General features: G+C 73.1%; 26 protein-coding genes. 24 read left to right on the plus strand and 2 right to left on the minus strand.

Annotation, left to right across the window (positions count from 1 at the left end; translation table 11 throughout):
* Positions 1–24 precede the first annotated feature (24 nt).
* The 18 genes from DLJ47_RS18060 (at position 25) to DLJ47_RS18150 (ending at position 17,840) form a co-directional block, all read left to right on the plus strand.
* The gene (locus DLJ47_RS18060; RefSeq protein ID WP_233257880.1) at positions 25–648 is read left to right on the plus strand and encodes a sigma-70 family RNA polymerase sigma factor; all 624 of its coding nucleotides are present in this window, start codon (positions 25–27) and stop codon (positions 646–648) included.
* Positions 645–1,190 carry an Lsr2 family DNA-binding protein gene (locus tag DLJ47_RS18065; RefSeq protein ID WP_109901129.1) on the plus strand — a complete coding sequence of 182 codons (546 nt, stop codon included), beginning with the start codon at positions 645–647 and terminating at the stop codon, positions 1,188–1,190. Before DLJ47_RS18060 ends, DLJ47_RS18065 begins: the two co-directional genes overlap by 4 nt.
* Positions 1,187–2,362 carry a GGDEF domain-containing protein gene (locus tag DLJ47_RS37765; protein WP_342447637.1) on the plus strand — a complete coding sequence of 392 codons (1,176 nt, stop codon included), beginning with the start codon at positions 1,187–1,189 and terminating at the stop codon, positions 2,360–2,362. The genes DLJ47_RS18065 and DLJ47_RS37765 overlap by 4 nt, the downstream gene beginning before the upstream one ends.
* The gene (locus DLJ47_RS18080) at positions 2,362–2,628 is read left to right on the plus strand and encodes a hypothetical protein (protein WP_109901154.1); all 267 of its coding nucleotides are present in this window, start codon (positions 2,362–2,364) and stop codon (positions 2,626–2,628) included. The genes DLJ47_RS37765 and DLJ47_RS18080 overlap by 1 nt, the downstream gene beginning before the upstream one ends.
* A gap of 41 nt (positions 2,629–2,669) precedes the next feature.
* The gene (locus DLJ47_RS18085) at positions 2,670–3,965 is read left to right on the plus strand and encodes a hypothetical protein (RefSeq protein WP_109901156.1); all 1,296 of its coding nucleotides are present in this window, start codon (positions 2,670–2,672) and stop codon (positions 3,963–3,965) included.
* A gap of 80 nt (positions 3,966–4,045) precedes the next feature.
* The gene (locus DLJ47_RS18090; protein WP_146228120.1) at positions 4,046–4,390 is read left to right on the plus strand and encodes a hypothetical protein; all 345 of its coding nucleotides are present in this window, start codon (positions 4,046–4,048) and stop codon (positions 4,388–4,390) included.
* A complete protein-coding gene (locus DLJ47_RS35400) occupies positions 4,387–4,905 on the plus strand; it encodes a hypothetical protein (RefSeq protein WP_146228121.1) in 519 nt (172 codons plus the stop codon). The genes DLJ47_RS18090 and DLJ47_RS35400 overlap by 4 nt, the downstream gene beginning before the upstream one ends.
* A gap of 63 nt (positions 4,906–4,968) precedes the next feature.
* Positions 4,969–5,466, plus strand: a complete 498-nt coding sequence (locus tag DLJ47_RS18100; RefSeq protein ID WP_109901132.1) for a hypothetical protein — start codon at positions 4,969–4,971, stop codon at positions 5,464–5,466.
* Positions 5,467–5,471: 5 nt separating this feature from the next.
* Complete coding sequence (locus DLJ47_RS18105) at positions 5,472–6,335, plus strand: hypothetical protein (RefSeq protein ID WP_146228122.1); 864 nt, start codon at positions 5,472–5,474, stop codon at positions 6,333–6,335.
* A gap of 94 nt (positions 6,336–6,429) precedes the next feature.
* Positions 6,430–8,790 (plus strand): hypothetical protein, encoded by a 2,361-nt coding sequence (locus DLJ47_RS35795; protein WP_158289835.1) that lies wholly within the window; start codon positions 6,430–6,432, stop codon positions 8,788–8,790.
* 57 nt (positions 8,791–8,847) lie between these two features.
* Entirely contained in the window at positions 8,848–9,489 is a 642-nt protein-coding gene (locus DLJ47_RS18115) for a hypothetical protein (protein ID WP_109901134.1), read from the plus strand.
* A gap of 24 nt (positions 9,490–9,513) precedes the next feature.
* Positions 9,514–9,918: a hypothetical protein gene (locus DLJ47_RS18120; protein WP_109901135.1), complete on the plus strand. Its 405-nt coding sequence runs from the start codon at positions 9,514–9,516 to the stop codon at positions 9,916–9,918.
* Positions 9,915–12,368 (plus strand): DNA translocase FtsK 4TM domain-containing protein, encoded by a 2,454-nt coding sequence (locus DLJ47_RS18125; protein WP_446723577.1) that lies wholly within the window; start codon positions 9,915–9,917, stop codon positions 12,366–12,368. Before DLJ47_RS18120 ends, DLJ47_RS18125 begins: the two co-directional genes overlap by 4 nt.
* An 87-nt stretch (positions 12,369–12,455) precedes the next feature.
* On the plus strand, positions 12,456–13,190 hold the full coding sequence (locus DLJ47_RS18130; RefSeq protein ID WP_109901136.1) for a Pycsar system effector family protein: 735 nt from the start codon (positions 12,456–12,458) through the stop codon (positions 13,188–13,190).
* 5 nt (positions 13,191–13,195) lie between these two features.
* Positions 13,196–13,615, plus strand: coding sequence for a hypothetical protein (locus DLJ47_RS18135; RefSeq protein WP_146228123.1), 420 nt, complete (start codon positions 13,196–13,198; stop codon positions 13,613–13,615).
* The gene (locus DLJ47_RS18140) at positions 13,612–13,869 is read left to right on the plus strand and encodes a hypothetical protein (protein ID WP_109901138.1); all 258 of its coding nucleotides are present in this window, start codon (positions 13,612–13,614) and stop codon (positions 13,867–13,869) included. Before DLJ47_RS18135 ends, DLJ47_RS18140 begins: the two co-directional genes overlap by 4 nt.
* Positions 13,870–14,368: 499 nt before the next feature.
* Positions 14,369–16,384, plus strand: a complete 2,016-nt coding sequence (locus tag DLJ47_RS18145; RefSeq protein WP_233257881.1) for a hypothetical protein — start codon at positions 14,369–14,371, stop codon at positions 16,382–16,384.
* A gap of 172 nt (positions 16,385–16,556) precedes the next feature.
* The gene (locus DLJ47_RS18150) at positions 16,557–17,840 is read left to right on the plus strand and encodes a hypothetical protein (RefSeq protein WP_109901139.1); all 1,284 of its coding nucleotides are present in this window, start codon (positions 16,557–16,559) and stop codon (positions 17,838–17,840) included.
* A gap of 55 nt (positions 17,841–17,895) precedes the next feature.
* Here DLJ47_RS18150 and DLJ47_RS18155 read toward each other — a convergent pair whose 3' ends face one another.
* Positions 17,896–18,681 (minus strand): hypothetical protein, encoded by a 786-nt coding sequence (locus DLJ47_RS18155; protein ID WP_109901159.1) that lies wholly within the window; start codon positions 18,679–18,681, stop codon positions 17,896–17,898.
* A 5-nt stretch (positions 18,682–18,686) separates the two neighbouring features.
* Positions 18,687–19,676: a ParA family protein gene (locus DLJ47_RS18160; protein ID WP_446723578.1), complete on the minus strand. Its 990-nt coding sequence runs from the start codon at positions 19,674–19,676 to the stop codon at positions 18,687–18,689.
* A 304-nt stretch (positions 19,677–19,980) separates the two neighbouring features.
* Between DLJ47_RS18160 and DLJ47_RS35405 the strand changes: the two genes are divergently transcribed.
* The 6 genes from DLJ47_RS35405 to DLJ47_RS18185 all read left to right on the plus strand — a co-directional run.
* Positions 19,981–20,433, plus strand: coding sequence for a hypothetical protein (locus tag DLJ47_RS35405; protein ID WP_146228124.1), 453 nt, complete (start codon positions 19,981–19,983; stop codon positions 20,431–20,433).
* Positions 20,434–20,510: 77 nt separating this feature from the next.
* Complete coding sequence (locus DLJ47_RS18165) at positions 20,511–22,424, plus strand: ParB/RepB/Spo0J family partition protein (RefSeq protein ID WP_109901141.1); 1,914 nt, start codon at positions 20,511–20,513, stop codon at positions 22,422–22,424.
* A 1-nt stretch (position 22,425) separates the two neighbouring features.
* Positions 22,426–23,121, plus strand: coding sequence for a hypothetical protein (locus tag DLJ47_RS18170; protein ID WP_109901142.1), 696 nt, complete (start codon positions 22,426–22,428; stop codon positions 23,119–23,121).
* Positions 23,122–23,191: 70 nt separating this feature from the next.
* The gene (locus DLJ47_RS18175) at positions 23,192–23,395 is read left to right on the plus strand and encodes a hypothetical protein (protein ID WP_109901143.1); all 204 of its coding nucleotides are present in this window, start codon (positions 23,192–23,194) and stop codon (positions 23,393–23,395) included.
* 170 nt (positions 23,396–23,565) lie between these two features.
* Entirely contained in the window at positions 23,566–24,183 is a 618-nt protein-coding gene (locus DLJ47_RS18180; protein WP_109901144.1) for a hypothetical protein, read from the plus strand.
* Between the two features lie 90 nt (positions 24,184–24,273).
* Positions 24,274–24,465 (plus strand): hypothetical protein (locus DLJ47_RS18185; RefSeq protein ID WP_146228125.1); only part of this gene is annotated, 192 nt, incomplete at its 3' end.

Here is a 24,465-nt window from a genome sequence, read left to right on the forward strand (position 1 = left end):
GCATCCCACCCCAAGGAGGCTCAGATGCCAGCAATGAGGGTAAGCCCTGCCCCGGCCGATCCGGCGCAGGCTCCTTCGCGATCGACGGCCGGCGAGGTGTCGGCGCTGGTGGCGCGGGCGCAGGCCGGGGACGCGGAGGCGTTCGGTCTGGTCTACGACCGGTACGTCGACCAGGTGTTCGGTTTCGTGTCGCGCCGGGTGCGCGACCGCCAGACTGCCGAGGACTTGACCTCGGAGGCGTTCCTGCGGGCGCTGCGGAACCTCGACGCCTTCCGCCGCCCGGGCGGGGACTTCGGCGCCTGGATCACCAACATCGCCCGGAACCTGATCATCAACCACCAGACGTTGCACCGGAACCGCTTCGAGGTGCCGATGGCCGAGGTCCGCGACCGGGCCGAGCCGGATCGGGTGGCAAGCCCTGAGCAGGTGACCGTGGAGCGGCTGACTCGCGCCGCCCTGATCGCCGGGGTCGACCAGCTCAGCGCGCCGCAGCGGCAGTGCATCGTGCTGCGGTACCTGCGGGAGCTGTCGATCGACGAGACCGCCCAGGCGATGGGCAAGACCCCGGCGGCGATCAAGGCCATCCAGCACAAGGCCCTTCGGGCCCTGCGTGGTCTGCTGCCCGTCGGGGTGGTGATGCCGGCATGAGCACCCCGACGATCACCCCGTCCAACGGCACCGACCGGGCCGCGCTGCTGCGCGCCTCGAAGGGCACCCCGGCCGCTCCGGCCCTGGGGATGCCGATGGGCATCAAGGTCATCACCGGTCCCGGCACCACAACGGCTCCGACCGTTCCCATGCCGGCCGACACCGCGCAGGAGATCCCGGCTCGCCCGGCCTCTCAGTCGCTGGAGCAGTTGCTGGCCCTGGCCAAGGGCAGCGAGGCCAGCCGTACCAGGCAGCTCGCTGACAAGATCACGAGCCTGGTTCAGGAGTTGACCAGCCGGGTGGAGGCCGAGCAGGCCGCCGAGGCTCGTCGCCGTGAGCTGGCCGAGAAGGAGGCCAGGCTCACCGCCGAGCTCGCCGCGCTGCGGCAGAAGATGGGGACCGGACCGGAGGCCGCCGCGCACCGCGCCGCGATCCGCCAGTGGGCCCAGGCCAACGGCTACGCCGTGCGCGAGCGTGGCCGAATTCCGCGGAATGTCGTCCAGGCGTGGGCGGCAGCGACCGGGTCGGAGGTGACCCGGTGAAGGCGCTGAAGATGCTGCTCCCGGCCGCTGCGGCGCTGTCGCTGGCCGGACACGTGTGGGCCGCGCAGATGGCCCGGTCGCAGCGATCCCGGCTGGCGCAGGCCCGCCGGGACGCGACCACCGATCCGCTGACCGGCCTGGCGAACCGGGCTGGCCTGGCCCGGGCGCTGGATGACCTGGATGGCGAGTCCTACGACCTGGTCCTGGTCGACCTGGACAAGTTCAAGCCGGTCAACGACACCCATGGCCACGCCGCCGGCGACCGGCTGCTGGTGGAGATCGCCCGCCGCCTGCGCGCCCGCCTGGACGGGATCGACGGCGCGGTGGTCGCCCGGATCGGTGGTGACGAGTTCGTACTCGCGTGCCCGTCGCCGGCGCCGCTGGCGCACTACCTCGGCGCGGAGGTCATCCAGGCCCTGGCCGCGCCGATCGAGGTAGCCGCCGGCGTCACGGTGACGGTGACGGCCAGCGTCGGCGCGATCCACGCGACCGCCGGTGAGGACCGGGCTCGGGCCATGGCGGCGGCCGACGCCGCCGCGTACGAGGCCAAGGCCCGTGGCGGTGACGGCCTGGTCGAGCACGACGTGCTCACCGCGCTGCCCGAGGTCGAGCAGCGCCCGCTGCTGCGGCTGCGGGAGCTGAACGCCCTGACCAACGCGCTGGGGGGGGCCGGCATGACGACCACCCTGGACATGACCGCGTTGCTGGACCAGTACAAGGCCGGCCTGCGGGACGTGACGGACGTGGAGCTGGAGCGCCGCGCGGTGACGGTCGCGGCCCTGCCCGGCCGGCTCGCTGGCGAGCTGCGCCACCTGGTCGACGCGGAGCGGGAGCGCCGGCAGGCCGCGCGCCAGCCGGTTCCGCCGGCTGCCCGGTCGCGGGTGACCCTCGCGGTCGCCGGTACGGCGGTCGCCGGTGCCCCAGCCGCAGCGCTCGCCGGCAGAACCCTCACCGAGTACGCCGACCAGGTGCCGCAGGCCCTGCTGTACTCCCCGGCCGTCGTGCTCGGCCTGGTCGCGGCCGTAGTCGGCGGTGGCCGCCTCGCGCGGTGGATCGACGACCGCCGGCACCCCTTGGCTGTCGACATCGACGAGGCCGACCTCGACCCGTACGGCCTGGAGCTGCTCGCCCGGGTGCGGGCGGCGCGGCAGGCGCGCGGGGAGGTGTGCTGATGGCCGCGCTGCTGGTGGTGCGGGTGCACCTGGACTGGACCGGTCCGGGCCACTACGACCGCGACAAGTCGCTGCCCTGCCGGGTCTGCGATACCGCCACGAAGATGCGCGACGCCAAGGGCGCGGCGTGCCACCAGTCGTGCGCCGAGGACGAGATCGCCCGGGAGCTGCTCGGCACCGGGCAGGCCCTGATCGCCGACGAGCGGGTTCCCGCACCGGCGCAGACGATCCACGGGGCTCTGGCGACGGCGGGAGGCCCGCAGTGAAGGAGAAGCTCGCCGCCGTGTCGTGGGGTCCGTGGATCGCGATGGTGGCCGCGGTGATCCTCACGGCCAAGGGTGAGTTCGACCTGGCGGTGCTGGCGCACTTCTCGCCGTGGATCGCCTGGATGTTCCCGGTGATGATCGACGTGTACGTGATCACCGCGTTCCACCGTCGCAGGTGGAAGGACATGGTCATCGGCATGCTGCTGATGATCTTCTGCCAGATCGCGGTGCACCTTCTCCCCGTCTACATCACCGAGGGCGAGGAGACGCCGTGGGGCCTGGTGGTCGCGGTCGCCTGCATCGCCCCGATCGTGGTCGTCAGGGTCAAGATCCTCACCGGCCGCACCGGAAAGGAGATCGCGGCGGCGGAGGAGGCGGCCCGGCGGGCGGAAGAGGTCCGGGCGGCGCGGGCGGAAACCGCCGCCGCGCGGGCGGCGCAGGCGGAAGCGGAAAGGTCGGCGCGGGCGGAAACGGCGCGAGCCGAGGCGGAAGCCGCCGCCCGCATCGAGGCGGAAACCCGCGCGGCCGAAGCGGAAATGGCCGCACAGGCGCAGGCGGAGAAGCGGGCGGAAATCGAGGCCGCCACGGAGGCGGAAATCGCCGCCCACGCCCAGGCCGCCTCTGAGGCCCGGGAGGCCGTCCGGGTCGCCGAGCAGCGAGCTGGCGCCGCGGTCGAGGCGGCCCGCCTGGCCGAGGGTCGGCTCGCCGAGGCCCGCGACGCCGCTGACCGGGCCGCCGCCGCCCGGACGCTCGCGGAGCAGACCGCAGGCGAGCAGGTGCGGATTCTGACCGAGGCCGCTGAGCAGGCCGAACGCGACTACCAGCAGGCTCTGGCCGAGGCCCGCTACACCGCCCAGGCCGCCCAGGACCGGGCCAGCGAGCTGGACGAGACGGTCCGGGCACTGCGCGCGCAGCTCGACGAGGCACAGCGTTTCGCCGAGCGCCAGTCCACCGCTCGGGCCCTCGCGGAGCAGGAGGCGCAGGCGATCAAGGACGCCCGCGACGGTCTCGTCAACGAGCTGGAGCGCACCCGCCGAGCCCTCGCCAGGGCGCAGGAGAAGGCGGAAACCAGTTCCGGTCGGCAGCCGGAAATCGTGCGGCCCGCCGCCCGGAAATCCCTGGCCGCTGTTCCGGCGCAGTTGCCGGACAACCTGCCCGAGGTGGACAAGGTCCGACCGGAAACGGTCGCGCTGGTCCTCATCGCTCGGGCGGAAAACCCGGACGCGAAGCAGACCGAACTGGCGGCGATCACCGGGATTTCCGACCGCACCATCCGCAAGGTCCTCAACACGGTGCCGGCGGAAATCGTCGGCCAGGTCCTCGAACTCACCGCATGACCGGGTGGCCCGGCTGCTCCGGCCGGGCCACCCGCAAGATCAACAACTCCTCTCCCCCACAAGATCAACTAGGAGGTGTGATGGCGGGCTATCGCAAGACCCGCGCCGCCGAACGAATCGTCGGTGTTTCCGCAGGTCAGAGCCGGGACGGCCGGCGCCGCGTGCGGGACGCGGCCCGGTCGGTGGTCGGTGAGCTGCCGGCGGCGCCGAAGCGTTCGGAGTCCCGGCCGCAGCGCAAGCGGGCCGCGTTCGGCATCCGGATCGCCGCCGCGAAAACCCCTGGTCAGAAGGTGTCCGCCGCCGCGTCGTTCCTGGCCAGCGCCCTGGCCGAGCTGCCCGCCGCGCGGGCCGACCAGGTCGCCGCCCACACCGTCGACCAGCTCAAGAACCTCGCCGAGCAACTGCTGAAGGAGGCATCGGCATGAGCACCACGACCAGCGAGCAGGCCACGCCGGCCCGGCGTCGTCCCTCGCCCGTACCCGTGACGGAGCGTGAAACCGCACTCCCCACTCCGCACTCCGCAGGACCGGCCGCCGAGGCGACCAATAGCGCAGCGCGCGCGGGTGCGCGCGCGAGGGTAGCCCCGGAAACCGTACTCACGCAAGGTCACGAGCCGGCGGGTTCGCCGGGGGTCTGGGACGGCCTCAAGGCGCGTCTGGCGGAGTACTGGCGGCCCCCGTCGGTGGTCGCGGATCCGCCGGCGACGCTGCTGGAGCTGATCGCCTACGCCCGCACCGGCGAGTGGACCAGCGCGGGCATCGGGCCGGTGCGCGCACTCGGGATCGGCTACTCGTGGCTCGCGGTCGCCGCGTCCACGGTCCTGTACTACGCGGCCTGGATCGTGCAGCGCCCCGGCCGGCTCGCCACCGTCACCGTCCTGTACGGGCTGCTGGCCCACACCCCGCCCGGTGCCTTGCTGCCCTGGCCCGGCTGGCTGTAGCACTCCCGCTCGCATTCCACGGAATTCCCTGTTCCACCTACCTGCCTCGAAGGGAGGCACTTGATGTCCACTCTCACCCTCTTGGCCGCGGCGGCACCCAAGGACGACAACTCGACCGAGCTGAAGTCGGCCGCGATCACCCTCGCCGTGTTCTGCCTGGTCGCTGGCCTGGTCCAGTGGAAGCGCAAGAAGACCCCGAAGCTCACCGGCTGGCTGATGCTCATCGCAGGCGGCGGCATCGCCGGCGCGGCCGGCTGGGCTGGCGACTTCATGCGTAAGGGCGGCGAGCTGATTGGCAGCGGCGCGTCCGCCGGAACCGCGAAGGCTTTCGGCTTGGCGGTCCCCGGTGCGATCGCCTTCGGCGTGTTCCTCTGGCTGTGCCACGACCTGTGGCCGACCAAGTCATCCAAGGCGTCCAAGGCGCTGCCCTGGCTGGCCCTGTCCTTTCCCACGCTGCTGGCCGTCGCCGGCGGGGTGTGGGCCGGCGCCGGCGACGGCGCGATGAACGCCGTCGGTGAGGGCGCCGCCGACGTGGCCAGCGCGCTCGTGACGGCGTGGTGATGGACGTGTTCCTGCCACTGCTGCTCGTCATCGCCCTGGTGTGGGTGCTCAAGAACGCAGTCGAGGACGTCATGCACGCCTCGAAGGGCCAGAACAGCCCGCGCCGTGAGTTCTGGGACAAGCGGTGGACCGCCCGGGAGAAGCGCACCGGCAAGCCGCGTCCGAAGGCCACCGGCTTCTGGAGCCGCGGTCCGCTGCGCCGCTACCTGTTCGACTCCTGGGCGGATGCGTGGTCCAACGCCAACACCAAGCGCGCCGACCGGGTCGACGACGAACGTGCCGCGTACGAGGCGGCCCGCGCCGAGCAGGTCGCCGCCCGCGACGCCGCCCTCGCCGCCGCCGCCGAGCAGCGCACCCAGCTCCACCGCTCCACCCCCGGCCCCGCCCCGGTGGCCGGTCCGGCCGAGGCACAGCCGGCCCCGGCCGGCACGGCCACGGCCGTCAAGGACCCGGCGTCGATCCCGACGCCGACCCCGGAGGAACTGGCGGCGATGTTCGCCCGCCCCTCCGTGCCCAACCCCGCCAGCCCGACCGGGCCGGCGGCCCCCACCAGCAAGGAGGAGTCACCGATGGCCGTTTCCAACACCCCCGAGGTCAGCGGGCACGCGTCCGCGAAGAACTACGCCGACGCGATGGCCAAGGCCGCCACCGCGGCGGTCACCAGCCTGGAGCAGACCATCGCCTCGATGACCGCCGGGAAGGTCGGTGGCCCGGCGCTCGGCCACCTGGCCAAGGCGCAGGAGTCGGCCACCGCGATGGCCGCCGAGCTGCGGGCCGCGCACTCCGTCCTGGCCAAGCACGACGCCGTCGGCGAGGCGTACCAGGCCAACAAGGACGCCGGTGACAAGGACTGGATGACCAAGGAGTAACCCTGCCGGCCGCCCGGCCGGGCACCTGCCCGGCCGGGCGGCGGCGACCCACCGCAACCCCCGCAAGGCCCCGTCGAGAACCGGAGTGTCCACGATGGTCCACACCAAGCCCGGCCTGACCGCCGTCGAGGCCATGACCGCACCCCCGGCACCCGCGCCGATGGGGCGCACCGTCGAGCAGATCCGCGCCGACGTCGAGGCCCGCCGCCGCGACCGGATGCGCTACCGCCTGCGCCGCCAGACCGCCCCGCACAAAGTCCTCGTGGCCATGTGGTCCGCCGCGTGGCTGGCCCGCGCCGCGGTGTGGCTCACCGGCGACGCCGAAGCCGTGGCCGCCGCGACCGCCGGCACCGCCGGCCTGGCCGCCGTCATCGTCGCCATGGTGCTGCGCCGCGGCCGTACCCGCCGGGTCCGCACCTGGCTCTACACGTGCCTGGCCGCCGCCGTGACCTGGCTGACCGTCGCCGCCGGCAACGGCGTCGACTGGACCATGACCGCCGCCCTGGCCGGCATCGGCTACGGCCTGGCCCTTCCCTGGTGGCGGGAGCACCGCATCCCCAACGTCACCCCGGCCACCGCCCCGACCCCGGCGTTCGACCTGGACAGCGTGCCCGCCCTGTGGGCGGCCAACGTCGCCTCCAGGGGCGGCCCGCTGCCCGAGTCGTACCTGACCGATCCGGAGATCAGCGCCACCAAGGAGCGCTACAACGTGCAGCTGCGCGCCGGCCGCCAGTCGATCGCCACCGCGATGTCCGCGCTGACGCTGATCGCCTCCGGCCTGCACGTCGCCCAGGAGGACATCGTCCTGGAGCGCCACGACTCCGGTGACGCCTCGCGCGTCGCGCTGACCGTGGTCCGCAAGTCCCCCATCAAGATCTCGCAGCCCTACCGGGGCCCGCAGCTGGCCTACGACCCGGCCACCGGCATCGGCACCGTGTTCCTCGGCCCCTACGCCGACGGCGAGGGCCTGGCCCCGTGGAAGCTGTTCAGCCACAACTCCATCTGGGGTGGCGTGGTCGTCGGCGGCATCGGCTCGGGCAAGTCCCGGCTGCTGGAGGCGCTGCTGTGCTCCATGCGCGCCTCCGGGCTGGTCACCACCTTCTACGGTGACCCCCAAGGCGGCACGTCGTCGGACGCCCTGGCCAGCAACGCCACCTGGGCCGCCCGCGGCAACGAGCAGATCATGGCCATGCTGCGTGGCCTGGACCGCCTCGTCTACTGGCGCGGCATCGAGAACTCCGCCAAGGGCCGCTCCGGCTTCACCCCGCGCCCGACCCGCCCGGGTGTGGTCGCGGTGATCGACGAGTGCCACATGATCCTCGGCGACGAGGTCCACGGCGACGAGGCCACCGCCATCTGCGAGCGCATCGGCCGGGTCGGCCGCAAGCTCGGCATCGCCCTCGTCCTGGCCTCGCAGGAGGGCGACCTGCCCACCTTCGGCGGCAGCAACGCGCTGCGCAACGCAGTCCGCCGGGGCAACACCGTGGTGCTGCGCACCACCAACACCCAGACCGCCAGCGTCCTCAAGCTCGACTTCGACCCGACGCTGCTGCCCGACCTGCCCGGCTACGGCTACACCGTCGCCGCGATCGGCACCACCGAGCGCACCGCCCCCTTCCGGTCGTACTACCTCGACGAGCTCACCGACGACGAACTCGAGGACGTGCACGCCGGCGCCAACCCCCGCGAGGGCACCTCCCACTGGTGGCTCGCCCGCCACCCCGACGCGCCCCTCGACGGCGACCCGGTCGCCCTGCGCGCGCTGGGCACCCCGTACGCGGAGCGCAACGTCGCCGTCGAGGCCGCCCGCGCCGAACTGAGCGGCCAGCTCGACGACCTCATCGCCGGCCGCATCGACGCCGTCGAGTTCGCCAACCCCAAGACGACGCCGGTCGACGCCGGGCAGGCCGCCGGCTACGGCAAGGTCGTCGCGTTCCCCGGTGCCCTCAACCTGCAAGCCCCCGCCGCCGGCACCCCGGCCGCTGCGGTGCCCGCGCCGGCCACGGTCGCGGAGCCGGCCGGGCTGACCCCCGCCGCGCGAGACGTCTTCCAGGCCATCAAGGCCGGCACCACCCGCAAGGGCGACATCGTCACCGCCACCGGCCTGTCCGACAGCGGCGTCATCAAGGCCCTGTCGGAACTCATGGCCCGCGGCGATGTCGTCAAGGCCCGCCACGGCCACTACGCCCTCGCCGGCGACCAGCCCGCCACCGACGCCGCCGACATCGCCGTCGACGAGCTGCTGCGCCAAGCCGTCGCCCTCGTGGTCACCACCGGCATCCCCACCCCGGCGATGCTCGCCCGCCGCCTGAACGTCACCACCGAGCAGGCCACCTGGCTGCTCGACCGCATGACTGAGACCGACGTCCTCGGCCCCGCCGGCCCCGACGGAACCCCCACCGTGCTCGTCACCGCCGACCAGCTCGACAAGGCCCTTGCCGACATCGACGCCTGAACCCACCGACCCGCCTACCCCGACCGACCTCCCCGACCGACCGCGAAGGAGAACCTCGTGGACCCGCAGTTCGACGCCGGCATCGACTCCCCCGCCGACACCTCCCCCACCCCGACCACCCGCCGCCGGATGCCGGCGTGGGTCACCAGGTCCGACACCTGGTTTGTCGCCGGCGTCCTCACCGTCGCGGCGGCCCTCGCCGCCGGAGCGCTGTGGCTGCTGTGGAAGCTGCTCACCGGCATCCTCGCCGCCCTCGACGCCGGCGGCGAGATCGCCGGCGACGCCGGGCACGCCGCCGCCAACTGGGTGGCCACCGGCCCGATCACCCGCACCATCACCGCCCCGGTGCACGCCTACCTCGACAGCCACGCCGCAGGCCTGCCCGCCACCGCCGAGCAGCTTCGGTGGGGCTGGCTCATCACCGGCGTGGTGCTGCTCACCGCCGCCAGCTTCGGCGCCCGGGGCGCCCGCATCGGCTGGTGCCTGCACGGCGTGAGCACCGCGGCGATGGTGTGGTCCGCCAGCCCGGCCGACAACCGCGAACTCGCGGTGGCCGTCACCGCGGCCGTGTGGTCGCTGCTGGCCGTGCCCGCCTTTGCCCGCGGACCCTTCCAGGCCGCCGCTCCCCGGCACACCACCGTCGTCATCACCCGCCCGACCGGCGCGGATTCCGCGGAATCGGCCACCCCCGCCCGCTGACCCGACACCCGAGAGGACTTGACCATGACCGGCGAGACCACCAGCGCCCTGCAGTGGGGTGCGCTGATCACCCTGCCGTCCGGGGCGAGCACCTGCGAGCCCTCCCCCAGCCAGACCGCCGCCGACAACGCGGTGCGGTCGCACAACGGTGCCCGGCCTGACAGCGCCCACCTGGTCTACCGGGAGGTCACCTTCGGGCCGTGGCGCTCCGAGAGCCCCGGGGATGAGTACGCGGTCCGCTACGACTGGCCCGACGGCACCTTCACCATCGAGCCCAGCACCAACCGCGTCTCGGCCGAGAACACGATTCAGATCGAGCACCACCAGCTGCGCCGCGGACGCAACCCCGGGGACCGGCTGGCCAGCCTGGTGTCTCGCACCGTCACCCACGGCCAGTGGTGGCTCGCCGCCGCCGAGGTGGCCCGGTGACCGCCACCCGCGCCGGAGCCCGGCGCACCACCAGCACCCGCCGCCCGGCCCGCCGGCCCGCCCGGCGGAAGAAGACCAACGTCATGAAGGCCACCGGCAAGGCCACCGCGATCAGCTGGATGGGCGCCGCCGGCGGGGCCGGCTGGCTGGTACGCCGCGTGGCCGAGCCGGCCGTCGACGCCCCGTCCGGCTACCGCGACGGCACCGGCCTGGCCCTGACGGTCACCGCCGTCGGGCTCGGGATCGGGGCGTGGTGGCGGCCCGGCGGGTGGGCCGGCGCGGTGCCCGGCGTGCTGGCCGACCTGTGCGCGCTGTTTGTCGGCCTGGCCACCTGGGTGATGCCGGCCCTGCTCGCGGTGCTCGCGGTGCTGGCGTTCCGGCACCCGCGCGGGGACCGGCTGCGCCGAGGAGTCGGCGGTGGCCTGCTGGCCGCCGTCGGTGTGACCGGCCTGCTCGACCTGGCCGTGTCCGCCCGCATCCCCGACGCCGCGCTCGGCGAGGCCGGTGGGCTGCTCGGCCGCGTCGCCGGGCGGCTTCTGGCCGCCGGGATCACCGGCTGGGCCGCGGTGCCGCTGCTGCTGGCCGCCGCGGTCGGCGGGCTGCTGCTCGCCGCTGGCGTCACCAGGCACACGCTGCGCACCCGCATCGTCGGCCTCGCCCCGGCCGGCGCCCGCCGGCCCACTCTGACCCGCCACGCCGACGACGACCCCGACGTCGACCCCGACGACCTGATCGCCGACGCCGACGACCTCAAGGTCGACGTCGGCGAGGCCATCGAGGGGGAGGTCGTCGACCCGGCGCCCGCGCCAGTGGCCGTCCGGACCGCGCAGGCCGTGCGGCCGGTCTCTCCCGCCGCGCCTACCTCGGCGGCCACCCGGCCGGCCGAGGCACCGTCGGCGGCCGGCACCGGGTCGCGGTACCAGCTGCCGCCGCTGGACCTGCTCGCCGCCGGTGTGCGGCCCAAGGACCACGCGGCCACCACGGCCGCGGCGGCCAAGGCCCTGCAGGGCGTGTTGACCGACTTCAAGCTCGACGCCCGCGTCAGCGGCCACCGGCGCGGTCCCGCCGTCACCCGCCACGAGATCAGCATCGGTCCCGGCGTGAAGGTCGAGCGGATCACCGGCCTGGCCAAGACCTTCGGCTACGCCCTGGGCACCGATAACGTCCGGATGCTCGGCACCATCCCGGGCAAGAGCGCCATCGGCGTGGAGGTGCCCAACGAGCACCGCGAGACGGTGACCCTGGGCGACGTCATCCGCTCCCGTGCCGCCCGCGACCAGCACCGGCTGCTCGTGGCCCTGGGCAAGGACATCGACGGCAAGGCGATCACCGCCAACCTCGCCGCCCTGCCCCACGTGCTGATCGGTGGAGCCACCGGCTCGGGCAAGTCGGGCTGCCTGAACACCCTGCTCGTGTCGCTGCTGACCCGCGCCACCCCGGACGAGGTGCGGCTGCTGCTGATCGACCCCAAGCGGGTCGAGCTGACCGCCTACGAGGGCGTGCCTCACCTGGTCACCCCGGTCGTCACCAACGCGCGTAAGGCCGCCGACGCCCTGGAGTGGGTCGTGCGGGAGATGGACATGCGCTACGACGACCTGGCCGCCCACGGGGTACGCCACGTCGACGACTTCAACCGTAAGGTTCGCACCGGTGAGATCACCGCCCCGGCCGGCAGCGAGCGCAGGTTGAAGCCGTACCCGTACCTGGTGGTCGTGGTCGACGAGCTGGCCGACCTGATGATGGTCGCCCCCCGCGACGTCGAGGACTCGATCGTGCGGATCACCCAGCTCGCCCGGGCCGCTGGCATCCACCTCGTGCTGGCCACCCAGCGTCCCAGCGTGGACGTGGTGACCGGGCTGATCAAGGCCAACGTGCCGTCCCGGCTCGCCTTCGCCACCAGCTCGCTGACCGACTCGCGGGTGATCCTCGACGAGCCCGGCGCGGAGAAGCTGCTCGGCAAGGGCGACGGGCTGTTCCTGCCCATGGGCGCTGACCGGCCGGCGCGGATCCAGGGCGCGTGGGTGTCCGACGCCGAAGTGAGCGCCGTCGTGGAGCACTGGCGTCGCCAGGCTGCCCCCGCCTACGACCCCACGGTCACCGCCGGCCCGGCCGCCAGCGTCACCGCGGCCGCCGTCGACGGCGGCGCGGCCGACCTGGACGACGCCGACCGGGAGCTGCTGCGCGAGGCGGCCGAGCTGATCGTCACCAGCCAGTTCGGCTCCACCTCGATGCTGCAGCGCAAGCTGCGCGTCGGGTTCGCCAAGGCAGGCCGCCTCATGGACGCCCTGCACCAGCTGCGCGTGGTCGGTCCGGCCGAGGGATCCAAGGCCCGCGAGGTCCTGCTGCGCCCCGACGAACTGCCCGACCTGCTCGCCGCCCTGGGCGGCACGCCGCCGGCTGGCGGCGAACACCCCACCAACGTGGTGCCCTTCCCGCGCACCGGCCGCTAACGCGGCGCGGGCGGCCCCCTGCCTTCCAACGCCGGGGCCGCCCGCCACACCCCTGTCCATCCGCATCAGATGAGAGGAGCACCACCCATGGTGCCTGATTCCGCGAACTCGGCCCAGCTCGGCGCCCCGTACGCCAGCACCTACGACCCGCGCGGCCACCGTCGCCACTTCCAGATCCCCACCGCCGGCGCCCACGCCGTGCTCGTGGAGATCTCCACCAGCCTCACCGACAGCACCTCCCGGTGCACCGGCTGCGGCACCACCGACCGCGACTTCTCGGAGCTGGAGATCCTCGCCCGCGCCGGCGCCCACGCCTCGGCCTGCGGGCGGGGCACCGTCACCGCCGCCCTGGACGCCGAGATCGCCACCGTCCGCGCCGAGATGCTGCGCGTCGACCCCAAGGCGTCGGGCTACCTGCAGATGGCCGGGGTGCTGCTCGGCGCCGGCCTGGCCGTGCTCGGCGGCGCCGGAGCCGGCGGCCACCTGCCCGCTACCGCGGTGCTCGCCGGCGCGGTCACCGCCGCGGTGGTCCTCGCCGCCGTGGTCCTGCTGCTGCTGGCCTCCCGGCCCCGCCTGGCCGGCGGCTACGGCTTCATGGCCTACGCCGACGCCGACGACCCGCAGACCGTGCTGACCCGCCTCGCCGAAGGCGACGCCGAGCACGTCGCGCAGATGACCCCGCTGACCCGGGCCCGGGAGCTGTGGTCGCTCTCCCGCGCCGTACGCGCCAAGTACCGGGCCATCGCCCGCGCCGTGCCGCTGCTGCTCGCCGGGTACGCCGGCGCGGCCGTCACCGCCGCCCTGGCGATCTGGGGCCGGTGATCGGCATGGTGACCACCACGATCGTCGTGCAGGACCGCGTCGACGCCTACGAGCTGTTCGCTGCCGCCCGCACCGTGCTCGGCCTGCCGCTTGACGGCCGCTGGCACCTGGTCGACCACGGGCGCGTCCACATGCTGCAGACCCTGCCCGAGCAGGGCATGCCCGCCCTCGCCAGCGTGCACTTCCCCGTCGACGGCCGCCGGCACCCCGGCGAGCCCGACGCCGGCATCCCCGGCGGCTACGCCCTGCTGGCCTTCACCAGCGACGGCGGTGGCGACCCGGGCATCCGCCGCTGGCACCGCGACCTCGCCGGCCGCGCCGGCTCCTGGCTCACCAGCCGCCGGCTGCGCTGGACCGTCTCGTACGCCGACGGGCCCTTCACCACCGGCTACGCACCCCACGATCCGCAGGCGGTGACCCAGTGACCCGCCGCCGCCCGTTCGAGACCTTCGTCGTCGGCACCAGCGACGAGTACCGCCTCGACGTCGTCACCGACCCCGACGTCGACAACCCCGCAACGATCGTCTACTTCACCGCCCGCGACGCCGACGCCGCCGCCGACCAGGCGCAGAAGCTGCTCGCCGCCGTCGAGGGCCCGGACGACCGGTTCGGGGAGCTGTACGTCCACGACGGCGACGGCACCGCCCTGTACTGCGACACCATCCACCTGCCCGCGTGACCCTCCCCCACGCCGCGTACGTGCGGCCCAGCATGCCGGGCCGCCCGTCACCATGCTCGCGACCGAAAAGCCTTGCTGCGCAAGGGTGCCCGGCTCATCCCGATATGTATGCAAATTGGGTAGGAGTCCACACAGGACAAGATGATCCCGAGCGTGTTGGTACCCCTACCGACGCGAAACTCACCGTAAGATCCACGGGTCATACGCCTGATTTGATCTTGAGAGGGAGCGCCCGCGCTCAACCCCTAACTGCAGACAGCAAGAGAGCCCCACACCCTGTGTTTGCTTGGCGGCGGATACCAGGGTCTGAGGCTCCAACAAGCTCGGAGGACACCATAGCACCCACCTCCGGGCTGGGTGCACTCTTGTCTCTCGACACCTTATCCGCGTGTCGCGGCGATGCCTGTTCGCGCCCAGTCCCATCCCCCTTTGCCGCCGCAATTGCTGCGGATGATCTTGGCTCGGGACGTAAGCCCGTCCGGTCTGCGACGGTGCCGCGATGATCACGGCACCGCACCGCAATGCGCTGGCCTCGGACCGGGTGGTCGCCGCCGGACACTGCCCGGTCTGCGCCGCGGTCGGCCGGGCCGTGCTCGCCGCTCCGGGCCGTGACCGGTGCTCGGTGCACCTGGCCCGGCCGCTGCTGCTGGTGGAGACGACCCGCACCGGTCAGACCCGCCTTGTCGCGCCGGCCGGTGCCCGTCGCCGGCCGATCTACCCCACCGGTGTGCAGGAGCCGTGCGTGTCCTGCGCCGCCGCTGGCCGGGACACGCAGGGCCTGCCCCGCGATGGCGAGGGCTCGGACCCGCTCTGCATTCCGTGCTGGCGTAGCCGCACTGAGCGGGAGCAGCGCCGGGCGGCGGCCGAGCTGCGCGCCGCCGCCCTGGAAGAGATGGTCGACGACGTCGACCAGGCGTGCGCGGCGTGCGGGGCGCTGGAGCCGTCGCCGGCGTGCTGGCTGTGCGGGTACTCGTGGCTGGCCGCCGCCCGCGCCGAGTTCGCCGCGGAGCAGGCCGCCGAGGCCGCCGCCGTCGAGATGCGGTTCGCGCAGCTCGCCGAGTGCACCGAGGCCGAGGCCCGGGTGGCCGAGCTGACCGCCTGGGTGCAGCGGCTGAACACCACGATCGAGGCGTTCGCCGCCGGCGGCCGGCGCGGGCGGGCCGTGGAGCTGCTGGCCGACCTGCTGCACCGCGACGCCGCCGCGCGCGCCAGCAAACGAGGCCGCCCCTCGGTCCTCGCCCGGGTCGCCGGAGTGCTCGCAGTCGATGCCGCCGCCCGGATCACCCGCCCCGGCCGGATGCGTACCGCCGAGCTGGCCGGCTGCGCGCCCCGCACGGTCACCAACTGCTGGGCCCGCGCCGAGGCCCTGGAGTGGATGGTCCGCACCGTGCAGGGCCGCAAGCTCACCCTGGACGAGCGCACCGCCCTGGGCCGCTCCTACGACCGGGCTGAGTTCGACCTCGCGCACCTCGGTGGCCGGGACCGCGCCGCCGCCCGCGCCGGCTACCTGCCGGTGGCCCTGCTCGTGCTCGACGAGCTGCTCCAGCACGCCGTGGAGCTGCTGCAGGCCGCCCAGGACAACGTCGACGCGCTGCACGCCCGCACCGGCGCCACGATGGACATGGCCGCCATGGCGCGGTGCGCCCAGCTGCGCCAGGCCGCCGCCCGGGCCCGCGACACCGCCCTGGCCGACGCCGAACATCTCGCCGGCCATGCCCTGAATATCTGCCACCCCCGCGTAGCGTCGATAGGTATGAGTGTTTACTCCTGCTGGTCTCGGGGTTTTGGTTGTCCGCCGCCGATCGTTCACCGAGATCGCGTGGGCCGGCGCACGCGCCGGAGGAGAGACGGCGCTTCGCGCTCACCAATGAGGAGCGGGGCGGCGAATCACGAAGGTGCCAGCTCACCACTCCTAGGGCATCCTAGGCCGCCTCAGAGGGCGTGTGACGCGCCACGAGCGCCACGCCGGACTCCGAAGTGGGCCGGATGGGCGTACGCACTCGCACGAGCCGTTCAGGCCCGGTGGACGTGGCTACGCCCCGCTCCCCTGCCCCGAGTCGCCGCCACCCTCGGCGCAGCCCTCAGTGACGAGTGGACCGCCGAGGCCCTGGACGACTGGGTCCACCGCTCCCGCGCCCGGTCCCTGCTGGCCGCGCCCCGCGACCCGGTCGCCTACCTACGCGCCGTGCTCGAAGACGCCTTCGCCGGACCGGCCTCCCCGCCGTACCCGGCCCGCCGCCACACCGAGCACCGCCGCGCGCTGGTCGCCGTGCAGGCCACTGCTCAGCGCGAGCACCAGGACGCCGCCCGCGCCGACCGAGACGACCGCGACCAGGCCGCGCGAGCCGAACGCGCCGGCTGCGGATCCGCCCGCCGCGCCGCCCTCGCCGCCGCCCGGGCCGCCGCCCGAGGCGACCACGCCACCGCCCGCGCCATCTCTGCCGCCGCCGAATGCGACTGGCCCGAAGTCGCCCAGCCCGGCGCAGGGCTTCCGCCCGGCCTTGGCCGCCCCTAACCGGCACCCTCCCGCGTACCTCAGTACCGGCATCCCACTGAAATCGCGTCTACGGCGATCTCAGGGGGTCGTTTTTGCGATCTTGCTTATTCAAGATCGAACAGTTAAGACTTACGATAAAGCAGTAAGTGTTTTGCATTGTGTGTAAGTAAAAATAGGGTAGAATGGGGGCATGACGGAGACGATCACCGACCCGGGGACGGGGCCGGCGCTGCGCTGCCGGTACAGCGCGTGCCGCGCTGAGCTGGCCTACAGCGGCCGGGGCCGCCCGCCCGAGTACTGCCCGGACCGGCGCTGGCCCGGCGGGAAGACCTGCAAGCAGCTCGCCGCCGACGAGCGTGCCGCCGAGCTGGCCGCCGGCTTGGACGTGCCGCTGACCGCGTACCGGGACGCGACGGCCCGGGTGCTGCCGGCCGTGCAGGCCCTATCCGGCGAGCTGGCCGCCGTGGTGGAGGCGATGCGCGCCGTGGACGGCTCCGCCGTCGCCCGGATCGAGGAGGCCGAGGCCGCCGCCGTGACGGCCGTCGAGCGGGCCCAGACGGCCGAGCACGAGCGCGACCAGGCCGTGCGGGACGCCCGCGGCGCCCGCGCCGAGACCGCGGCCGCGAAGGAGGCCCAGCGGGTCGCGGAGCGGCGGGCCCGCGACGCCGAGAACGAGGCCGACCGGGTCCAGCGCGACGCCTGGAGGCAGGTCGCCGACGCCCGCGAGGCCCAGGGCCGCGCCGAGGCCGCCGCCGGCGAACGCGCCCAGGCCGTCATCACCGAAATCCAGCGCCGGGAGGCGGCCGAGGCCCGCGCCGCCGAGCTGGCCGAGCAGGTCAAGACCCTGCGCGGCGAACTCAAGGACGCCCAGACCGAGACCCGCAAGACCGACAAGGCCCGCGCCGCCGCCGAGCAGCGCGCCGACCGGGCCGAGGCCACGATCGCCACCGTCACCGCCGAACGCGACGCCGCCCGGACCGACGTCACCCGTCTCGACACCGCGCTCGCCGACGCCGGCCGCGCCCGCGACGACCTCACCGCCCAGCTCGCCACCATCCGCGAGCAGCTCGCCGCGACCACCGCCCGCGCCACCGCTGCCGAGCACGCCGCGCAGACCGCTGCCGCCGAGCGGAACGCGGCGCGTGCCGAGCTGACCGACGTGCGCGAGCAGCTCGCCGCCATCACCGCCGACCGGGACGCCACCCGCGCCGCCCTGACCGAGGCCGAGACGGCACGCCGGCAGGCCGAGGCCGACCTCCGCGCCGAACGCGCCGCGCTGGCCGACACCCGCCGCCAGGTCGACCAGCTTCACGCCGAGGTCCGCCAGGCCGAGCAGGACGCCCAGGTTGCCCGTGCTGAGGCCGGCCGGCAGGAGGCCACCGCCAGCGCTGCGACAACCAGGGCCGAGCGCGCCGAGGCTCACGCCGAACGGCTGCAAGCCCAGCTCGACCAGCTCCGCGCTGGCAAGAAGTAGCGGGAAGCGCCCCGGAGGGGTCAGGTCGAGCCTGACCCCTCCGGGGCTCCGCTAGTCAGGACCGTGGTCGACGACCACGCGGCCGGTCGGCGGGAAGGTGAGCGTTCAAGGCCGCCGCGACCACCTCAGACCGGGTGACGCGACCACCCAGCGACCGGGGGCCCGCGCCGATCTGCTCCTGGACCCACCCGACCAGGGTGTCGATGACCTGGAGCTCTCCGGCCAGAGGGCGGATCGGCAACTGGACGCGGCGCACTTTCGTGGCCACGCGCCGCTGCGCCGAGCCGCGCCACGGAAACGGCTCGCCGACGGCAGTGGCGGCCGGCCGGCGAGCCTCCGCGACCAGCCGGGGCAGATTGGCCAGGTGGGCGCGCAGGGCGTCGAGAACCAGTTCGGTGTTGCTCGTCGAGCTGCGCCGGGCGCGCTCGAAGCGGGCCATGAGAGGCGCCGGAACACTGAGCACCGTGGGACTGACGACCAGCGCGGCGGGATCATCCAGGTCGACCGACAGATCCGGTAGACCGTTGGCGGGCTGGGCGCGATTCGTCGACACTCCGGCCGCCGATGACGCCGTCTGAGCGGCAACGGTCTCGGTCCGCGCCGGCGTGGGTGCCTCCTCGGCCGCCGCAGGTGTGCTCTCGGCGCGACCGGCGACCGCTCCCCCGACCGGCTCCGATTCCGTGTCATCAGCGGTTCGCGTGTGGGCCGGCGGCGTGGTCAGGGCGGATACCGCCGACGTTCGATCAGCGCCGACCAGACCGGTCAGAGACGAGCCGCGGCCGAAGCCCTTGAGCTTCGGCGGTGGCGGGGTGTAGGCGTCGGAGCTGTCCTGCTCGCTCACGTCGCTCACCGCTCCAACTGGCTGAATCGGGTGAAGACCTCGCCGGCGAGGTCCTCGTACTCCTGGGCGACCTTTCCGGCCTCGGTGCTGGGCACCGGCCTGCCCTTCGCCGTGCCGGCCCGCACCTCCCACCACTTCGGGCCCTCGACCTGCTCCAGCTCGTGCACGAGCTGACCCCGGTCGCGGCACGCCTTGGCGACCGACGGCATGTAGCGGATCACGGAGTCGAACACGACCGCATCGGTGCCGGCGGCCTGCAGGTCCGCCTCCAGCTCCCGGCGGACCTCGCGCCGCTGTCCCACCTCGTCGCCCTTGCGGTTGACGCGGTACTGGAACCCGAACATGGCCACGCCGAGCAACTCCAGGTCCTCGTTGATCGTCATGGCCCGGCTGAACCGTTCGGCGACACCGGACAGACCCTGCCGGCTGGCCTGGTCGAAGCTCACCGGCACCAGCGCCGCTCTGCTGGCGACCAGGACCAAGTCCTGCAGGTTGATCTCGCGCGGTGGGCAGTCGATGAGGATCCAGTCGTACTCGTCGGCGATCGTCGCCAGGACCTCCGCCAGAGCCAGACGAGCCCGGTGGGTGTGGCCGCGCGCGGTCTTGCCGAACATCATGCCGTTGACCTCGTCTAGGGCCGATCCGCCGGGGATGACGTCCAGCCAGGGGCGCACGTCGCGCAACCGGTGCGGCACCGATCCCGACTGCAGGGCCGTCATAAGGCCCTTGCCGTCGTCGCCGACCTGCACCCCCTCGGGAAGCCGTCCGTCGACCGGCACGTCCTCGGGCTTGAGGTAGCCGAGGTCCAGGCCGAGGTTCCCCTGCGGGTCGCAGTCGACCAGGAGCACGCGCCGCGGCGAGCCGGCCTGCTCGGCCGCCAGCGCCAGCAGACCTCCCAGGTTGGCGGTCACCGAGGTCTTGCCCTGGCCGCCCTTGCCGTTGAGCACCGCGAGGACGCGGCCCAACGACGGCCGTAGCTGGCGCGACAGCTCCATCGCCGCCGCGAGGTCTGGGTCGAGGCCCACTTGCCCGAACGTCATCGGTCTGCCTTCTCTCTTCCCCGCAGGGATCGCGTCTGTGGCCGTGTGCCTACCACCTACGAGCCCCATCGCGCCATACGCCGCGCGCTCCCCCGCGCCGTAGATCACACCGCCGATTACCAGCACGATCGCGAGTCAGAGAGCGCCACCACCTACGTGCCAACTCGTCCACAACACCGCTCGCGATAGAGCGCGCTATAGAGCACACAACAACGCACATCACTTGACAAGAGATGTTGTCAGAACCAGAGTGGACCGTATGACAAACGATGCTGTCAACGACAGTGCAGGAGACGATGTGCACGACAGCGTGAACGCTGGCGTGCAAGACAGCGACAACGAGGGTGTACGCGCGCCCGTGACAGACATCGACCAAAGTGTGGTCCGCGACCTCGTTTCCGATGTCGCGTCCCGCGTCGTGCATCTCATCGCAGGCGACAGTGTGGCTGCGACAGAGCAGGACCGTTGCCTGCGAGAACTTGCCGCCTTGATGGCAATACGAGCAGCGGCAGACGAGTTGGCGACCGTGGCGGCGATCAGCGCCGCGAGCAACGGTGCGATGTATCCAGCAATCGGTGACGCGGCAGGAATGACCCGGCAGGCCGCACGCGTGCGGTGGCCGGGACTGACCGACCTGGCGAGGAAGGCTCAGAGGAGACCCACTGTCACTGGCACGCGCACGGTATCGACGGCACCAGGAGAGGGGATTTGACCGTGACAACTGTGCTTTCGGAGGCCAGCGACGAGACGGGCGATTCCCGAGAATCAAGAGCTGCAGCGGTCGCGCCAATGCGACCTGAAGCCGCCCGCCTCTCAAGCGTCGTGACCCACCCGGCGAACCCGCGCAAGAACCTGGGCGACCTGTCGGAACTGGAAGCGTCGATCCGTGAGGTAGGCGTGATCCAGCCGCCGGTGGTGCTGCCCGCAGCCCGGGTGGCCGCCGCCTGGCCCGCCCACGCCGACACGCTCGCCGACGCGCAGTGGGTGGTGCTGGTGGGCGCCCGCCGGCGCACGGCGGCCGGACGCGTCTACGGTGACGACCCGGACGCCACGCTGAACGTGCTGGTGCGCGAAGACGCGATCGCCGACGACCCGCTGGCGCAGCTGGACGTGATGACCGCCGAGAACGTGGCCCGGGCACCGCTGAGCCCGGTGGAAGAGGCCCGCGCGTTCGCCCAGCAGGAAGCCGCCGGCCGCAAGCAGAGGGACATCGCCGACCGGGTCGGCTGTTCGCAGTCGCACGTCTCCAAGCGGTTGAAGCTGCTCAGGCTGCCCGAAGCGTTGCTGGCCGAGTTGGAGACCGGCCAGGGTGCCGGCGACGACCAGGAACAGCAGGACGGCAAGGAGAGGCCGGCCCTGCAGATCAAGGACGCCCTGGCGTTCGTGGACGCCACCGGCGGCGACCAGGAGCTGATCCTGGCCGCGTACCGGCTGCGTGAGGACCGGCGGCACCACTGGACTCCCGCGCAACTGGTCAACCAGGTACGCCAGGACCGACAGCGGCAGGAAGCCGTCGACGCGGCGAAGAAGAAGCTGGCCGCCGAGGGCGTCCCGGTCATCGACAGCGCGATGCAGCAGTTCGGCGACCGGTACTGGCAACGCCGGCTCGACGGCGCCAAAGCCGTTGCCAAGGCCCGCAAGGACGGCGCGCTGGTCGCCGAGGTCAACACCTACGGACAGGTCAGCTACTACTCGACCGCGGGCAAGCCGAAGGCCGCCGACAACCGCACACCGGCCGAGCAGCAGAGGATCACCGACGAGCGAGAACGCCGCAAGGCGATGACCGCCCGGTTCGAGGCCGCCGCAGTGCTGGCCGCCCGGGCACCGAAACTGCCGAAGGCGGCGGAGGACATCATCGACGCTTGGCTCTGGGCACCCGGCAACGAGTGCGCCCAGCTCGCCCACAAGTGGCTTCTCGCCGCCGGCGTCGGCCCAGACCCGAGTCTGCCGAACTACCAGTGGTGGGAGCAGATCCGCCGCGCCGACTGGCCCACCCGAGTGCACGCCGCACACGCCCTCGGCATCGCTCGCCGCGAGGTCCAGGCCCGCACCACTCACCGCTCCTGGAACCAGGGCGACGCGGCGTGGCTGCGCCGCCTGGTAGACGAGGCCGGCTACACCCCGAGCGAATGGGAGCAGGCCCGCCTGGACGCCATCGACCCGCCGCAGACCGAGGAGGCCGCACCCGACGAGCCGGCCGGTCCGGAGCGGGTGTCGCTGGTCTTCGACGATGAGGGTGCCTGCTGTTGGCTGCTGTTCTACGACCTGGATGTCGACGAGCCAGCCGCGTACGCCGAGCACCTAAACGACCTCAGCGACGTCGACGCCGCCCAGGCGTGGGCGGCCGAGGTGCTCGCCGACCGGCACGGCATCGAGGTCACCGGCTGGACCGACGGGCAGCTCATGCCCGGCCAGCCGGCCCGTATCGCCGTGCACGCCGGAGACCCTGCCGCCGTGGCGGAGGCCGGGTCGGTGGGGGAGTGGCGATTGCTGCACGACACGGTCGACGACGCCTGGCTGCTGCTGGCCGACGACACGCCCCATGCCGGCCACGACGGCCTCGGCGCCGCCGACGTCGACCAGGCGTGCCAGTGGGCCACCGGAGTGCTGGCCGACGCCGGCGTGCCGTGCCACGGCTGGACCGCCCGCGCCGACGGCAACGCGGTACTCGAGTACGTGGCCGACCTGACCGGGGAGTGCTGACATGAGCGACCACGGCATCGGCTGGGAGCAGTTACGCGAGATACCCATGCTCGACCTCGCGCCCGGCGACACATGGGTCCAACCGGCGATCGGGTCGACGTGGTCGACCGGCCCGGACGGTCGTCTGGCCGGCTGGGACCACAGCTGGCACACCCGACCGCCGCGAGGCAGAGCGTTGACGGTCCTCAGCCGCGACGGGGACGCCATCACCATCCGCAGCCACGAAGGCGAGCAGAAGACCGTCACCATCCCGCGCGACCGGGACGCCCACGTGCTGCTCGTCGACCGGCCCGAACGGCGCGGCTGGACCGCCCGGAGCGACGCCAACACCACGCCCCCCGCCGGCACCGAAAGGACAGCGCTGGCGGCTGCCGGGGAGGTGGGATCGCACGCCGCCGCCCTGGCCTACACCGCGGCGATGAGCGTGGCCGCCGCGGACACCGCCGCCAGCCTGCAAAGCGCCATCGCCACCATGGGCCGCCGCCAGGTCGGTGCCGACGCGATCGGGCACCTGAGTGCGGCCTTGGACCAAGCCTCGGTGATGGCGGGCGCGCTCGCCAGCGCCCACGAGGTCCTCACGAATCACACGGCCGTCGCCGAGGCATACGCCGCCGCGCCGGACGCCGGCGACAAAAACTGGATGAGCGACGACGCGGCCGGCCGGCACCGCGCCCCGACGCCCGGAAGGACACCATGATCCCACTGTTCGCGGTCGGGGTCGTGTTCCCGCACGACCCCGACCACTACGAGACGGTCACCGCATCGAGTTGGTCTTCGAGCCCGGCCGGCCCGGCCGCGTCGGCCACGACGGCCATGTCGTCGAGGAGCCGGAGGACTGGTTCTACGCCGCCAACGCCTACGACAACCGCGACACCGTCGTCGCGGTCGGCGTCGGCGACACCCTCGGCGAGGCTCTGCTGCGACTGGCCCCGCCGCCGGCCGTCGAGGCGGACGACCACCCGCCATTCTGACCCCGCCGATTCCCCGGAATCGCGACCCGGTTCATGACCGGCTGGTGATGCCTCCATAGGTGATCTTATCGGGACAGAAATACATCACAGCCTCTCGCTACTCTCCGCCCCGCGACCTCCCCTCGACTGGCCGCAGTTTCGTCGGCCGGCAGCTACAGGAAGGGCACCGGATGACCACCTTGCTCACGATCCCCTCGCACTACACCCAGGTCGACGACGGTCCGTTCAAGTTGACGTGGGAATGCGCCTGCGGCGACACCGGCGTCACCGACGACACCACCTCGGCCGGAGACGGCGCCTTCGCCCATCAGCGGGAGGAAGCGCGGAAGATCCTCATTGACCTCAACGGCGAGCAGTTCGCTGCGCTGCTGCGCGCCGGTGCCGCGAACGACTGGCGCGAGACCGCCGCGGTGGAGCTGCTCGTCCGCCACGAGACGTGGCTGTACGACGAGACGCTGCGCATGGACTACCTCGACGCCAAGTGGACCGCGAACGGCGACATGGTCACCCGCGTCAACTGGTGGGCCGTGGGCGAGACCGCCGGCAGCACCGGCCGCGCGCCGCTGGACGGCTCCGAGTCGGAGATGACGATCCTGCGCGTCGCCGCCTCCATTGGCGGAGACATGCCGCTTCGGCTGCACCTGGACACCACGAGCTTGGACACCACCAACCGGGGCCTGGTCCTCACCGCGATCGGCCACCTGCTCTCCCACGGCGGCGGCGTCCAGTTCGCATCCGCGACCGCCTGGACCCAATTGCCCCAGCGCCGCCGCCACGACTACTGCTGACCGGCACCACCGCGCGGGCGGGCCGGGACCACCTGCAATGGGCCCGGCCCCCCTTACCCCGATCATCCCCGACCACCGAAGGCGGCCCTGATGAGCACCGAGACGACCTTCACCGCCGACGTCGCCGCGACCGTGGACGCCCGCCTGGCTCGCCTCCTGGTAGACATCGCCGCGGTCGACCCGTCCCGGCTCGGACACACCGGCCCGGACACTCCGGAGATCACTGCCGCCTACACCCGCCGCAACGCTCTGATCTGGGCCGCGCTGGCCCTGGCCGCCGAC

This window comes from Micromonospora sp. S4605, assembly GCF_003176715.1.
GTDB classification, from domain to species: domain Bacteria; phylum Actinomycetota; class Actinomycetes; order Mycobacteriales; family Micromonosporaceae; genus Micromonospora; species Micromonospora echinaurantiaca.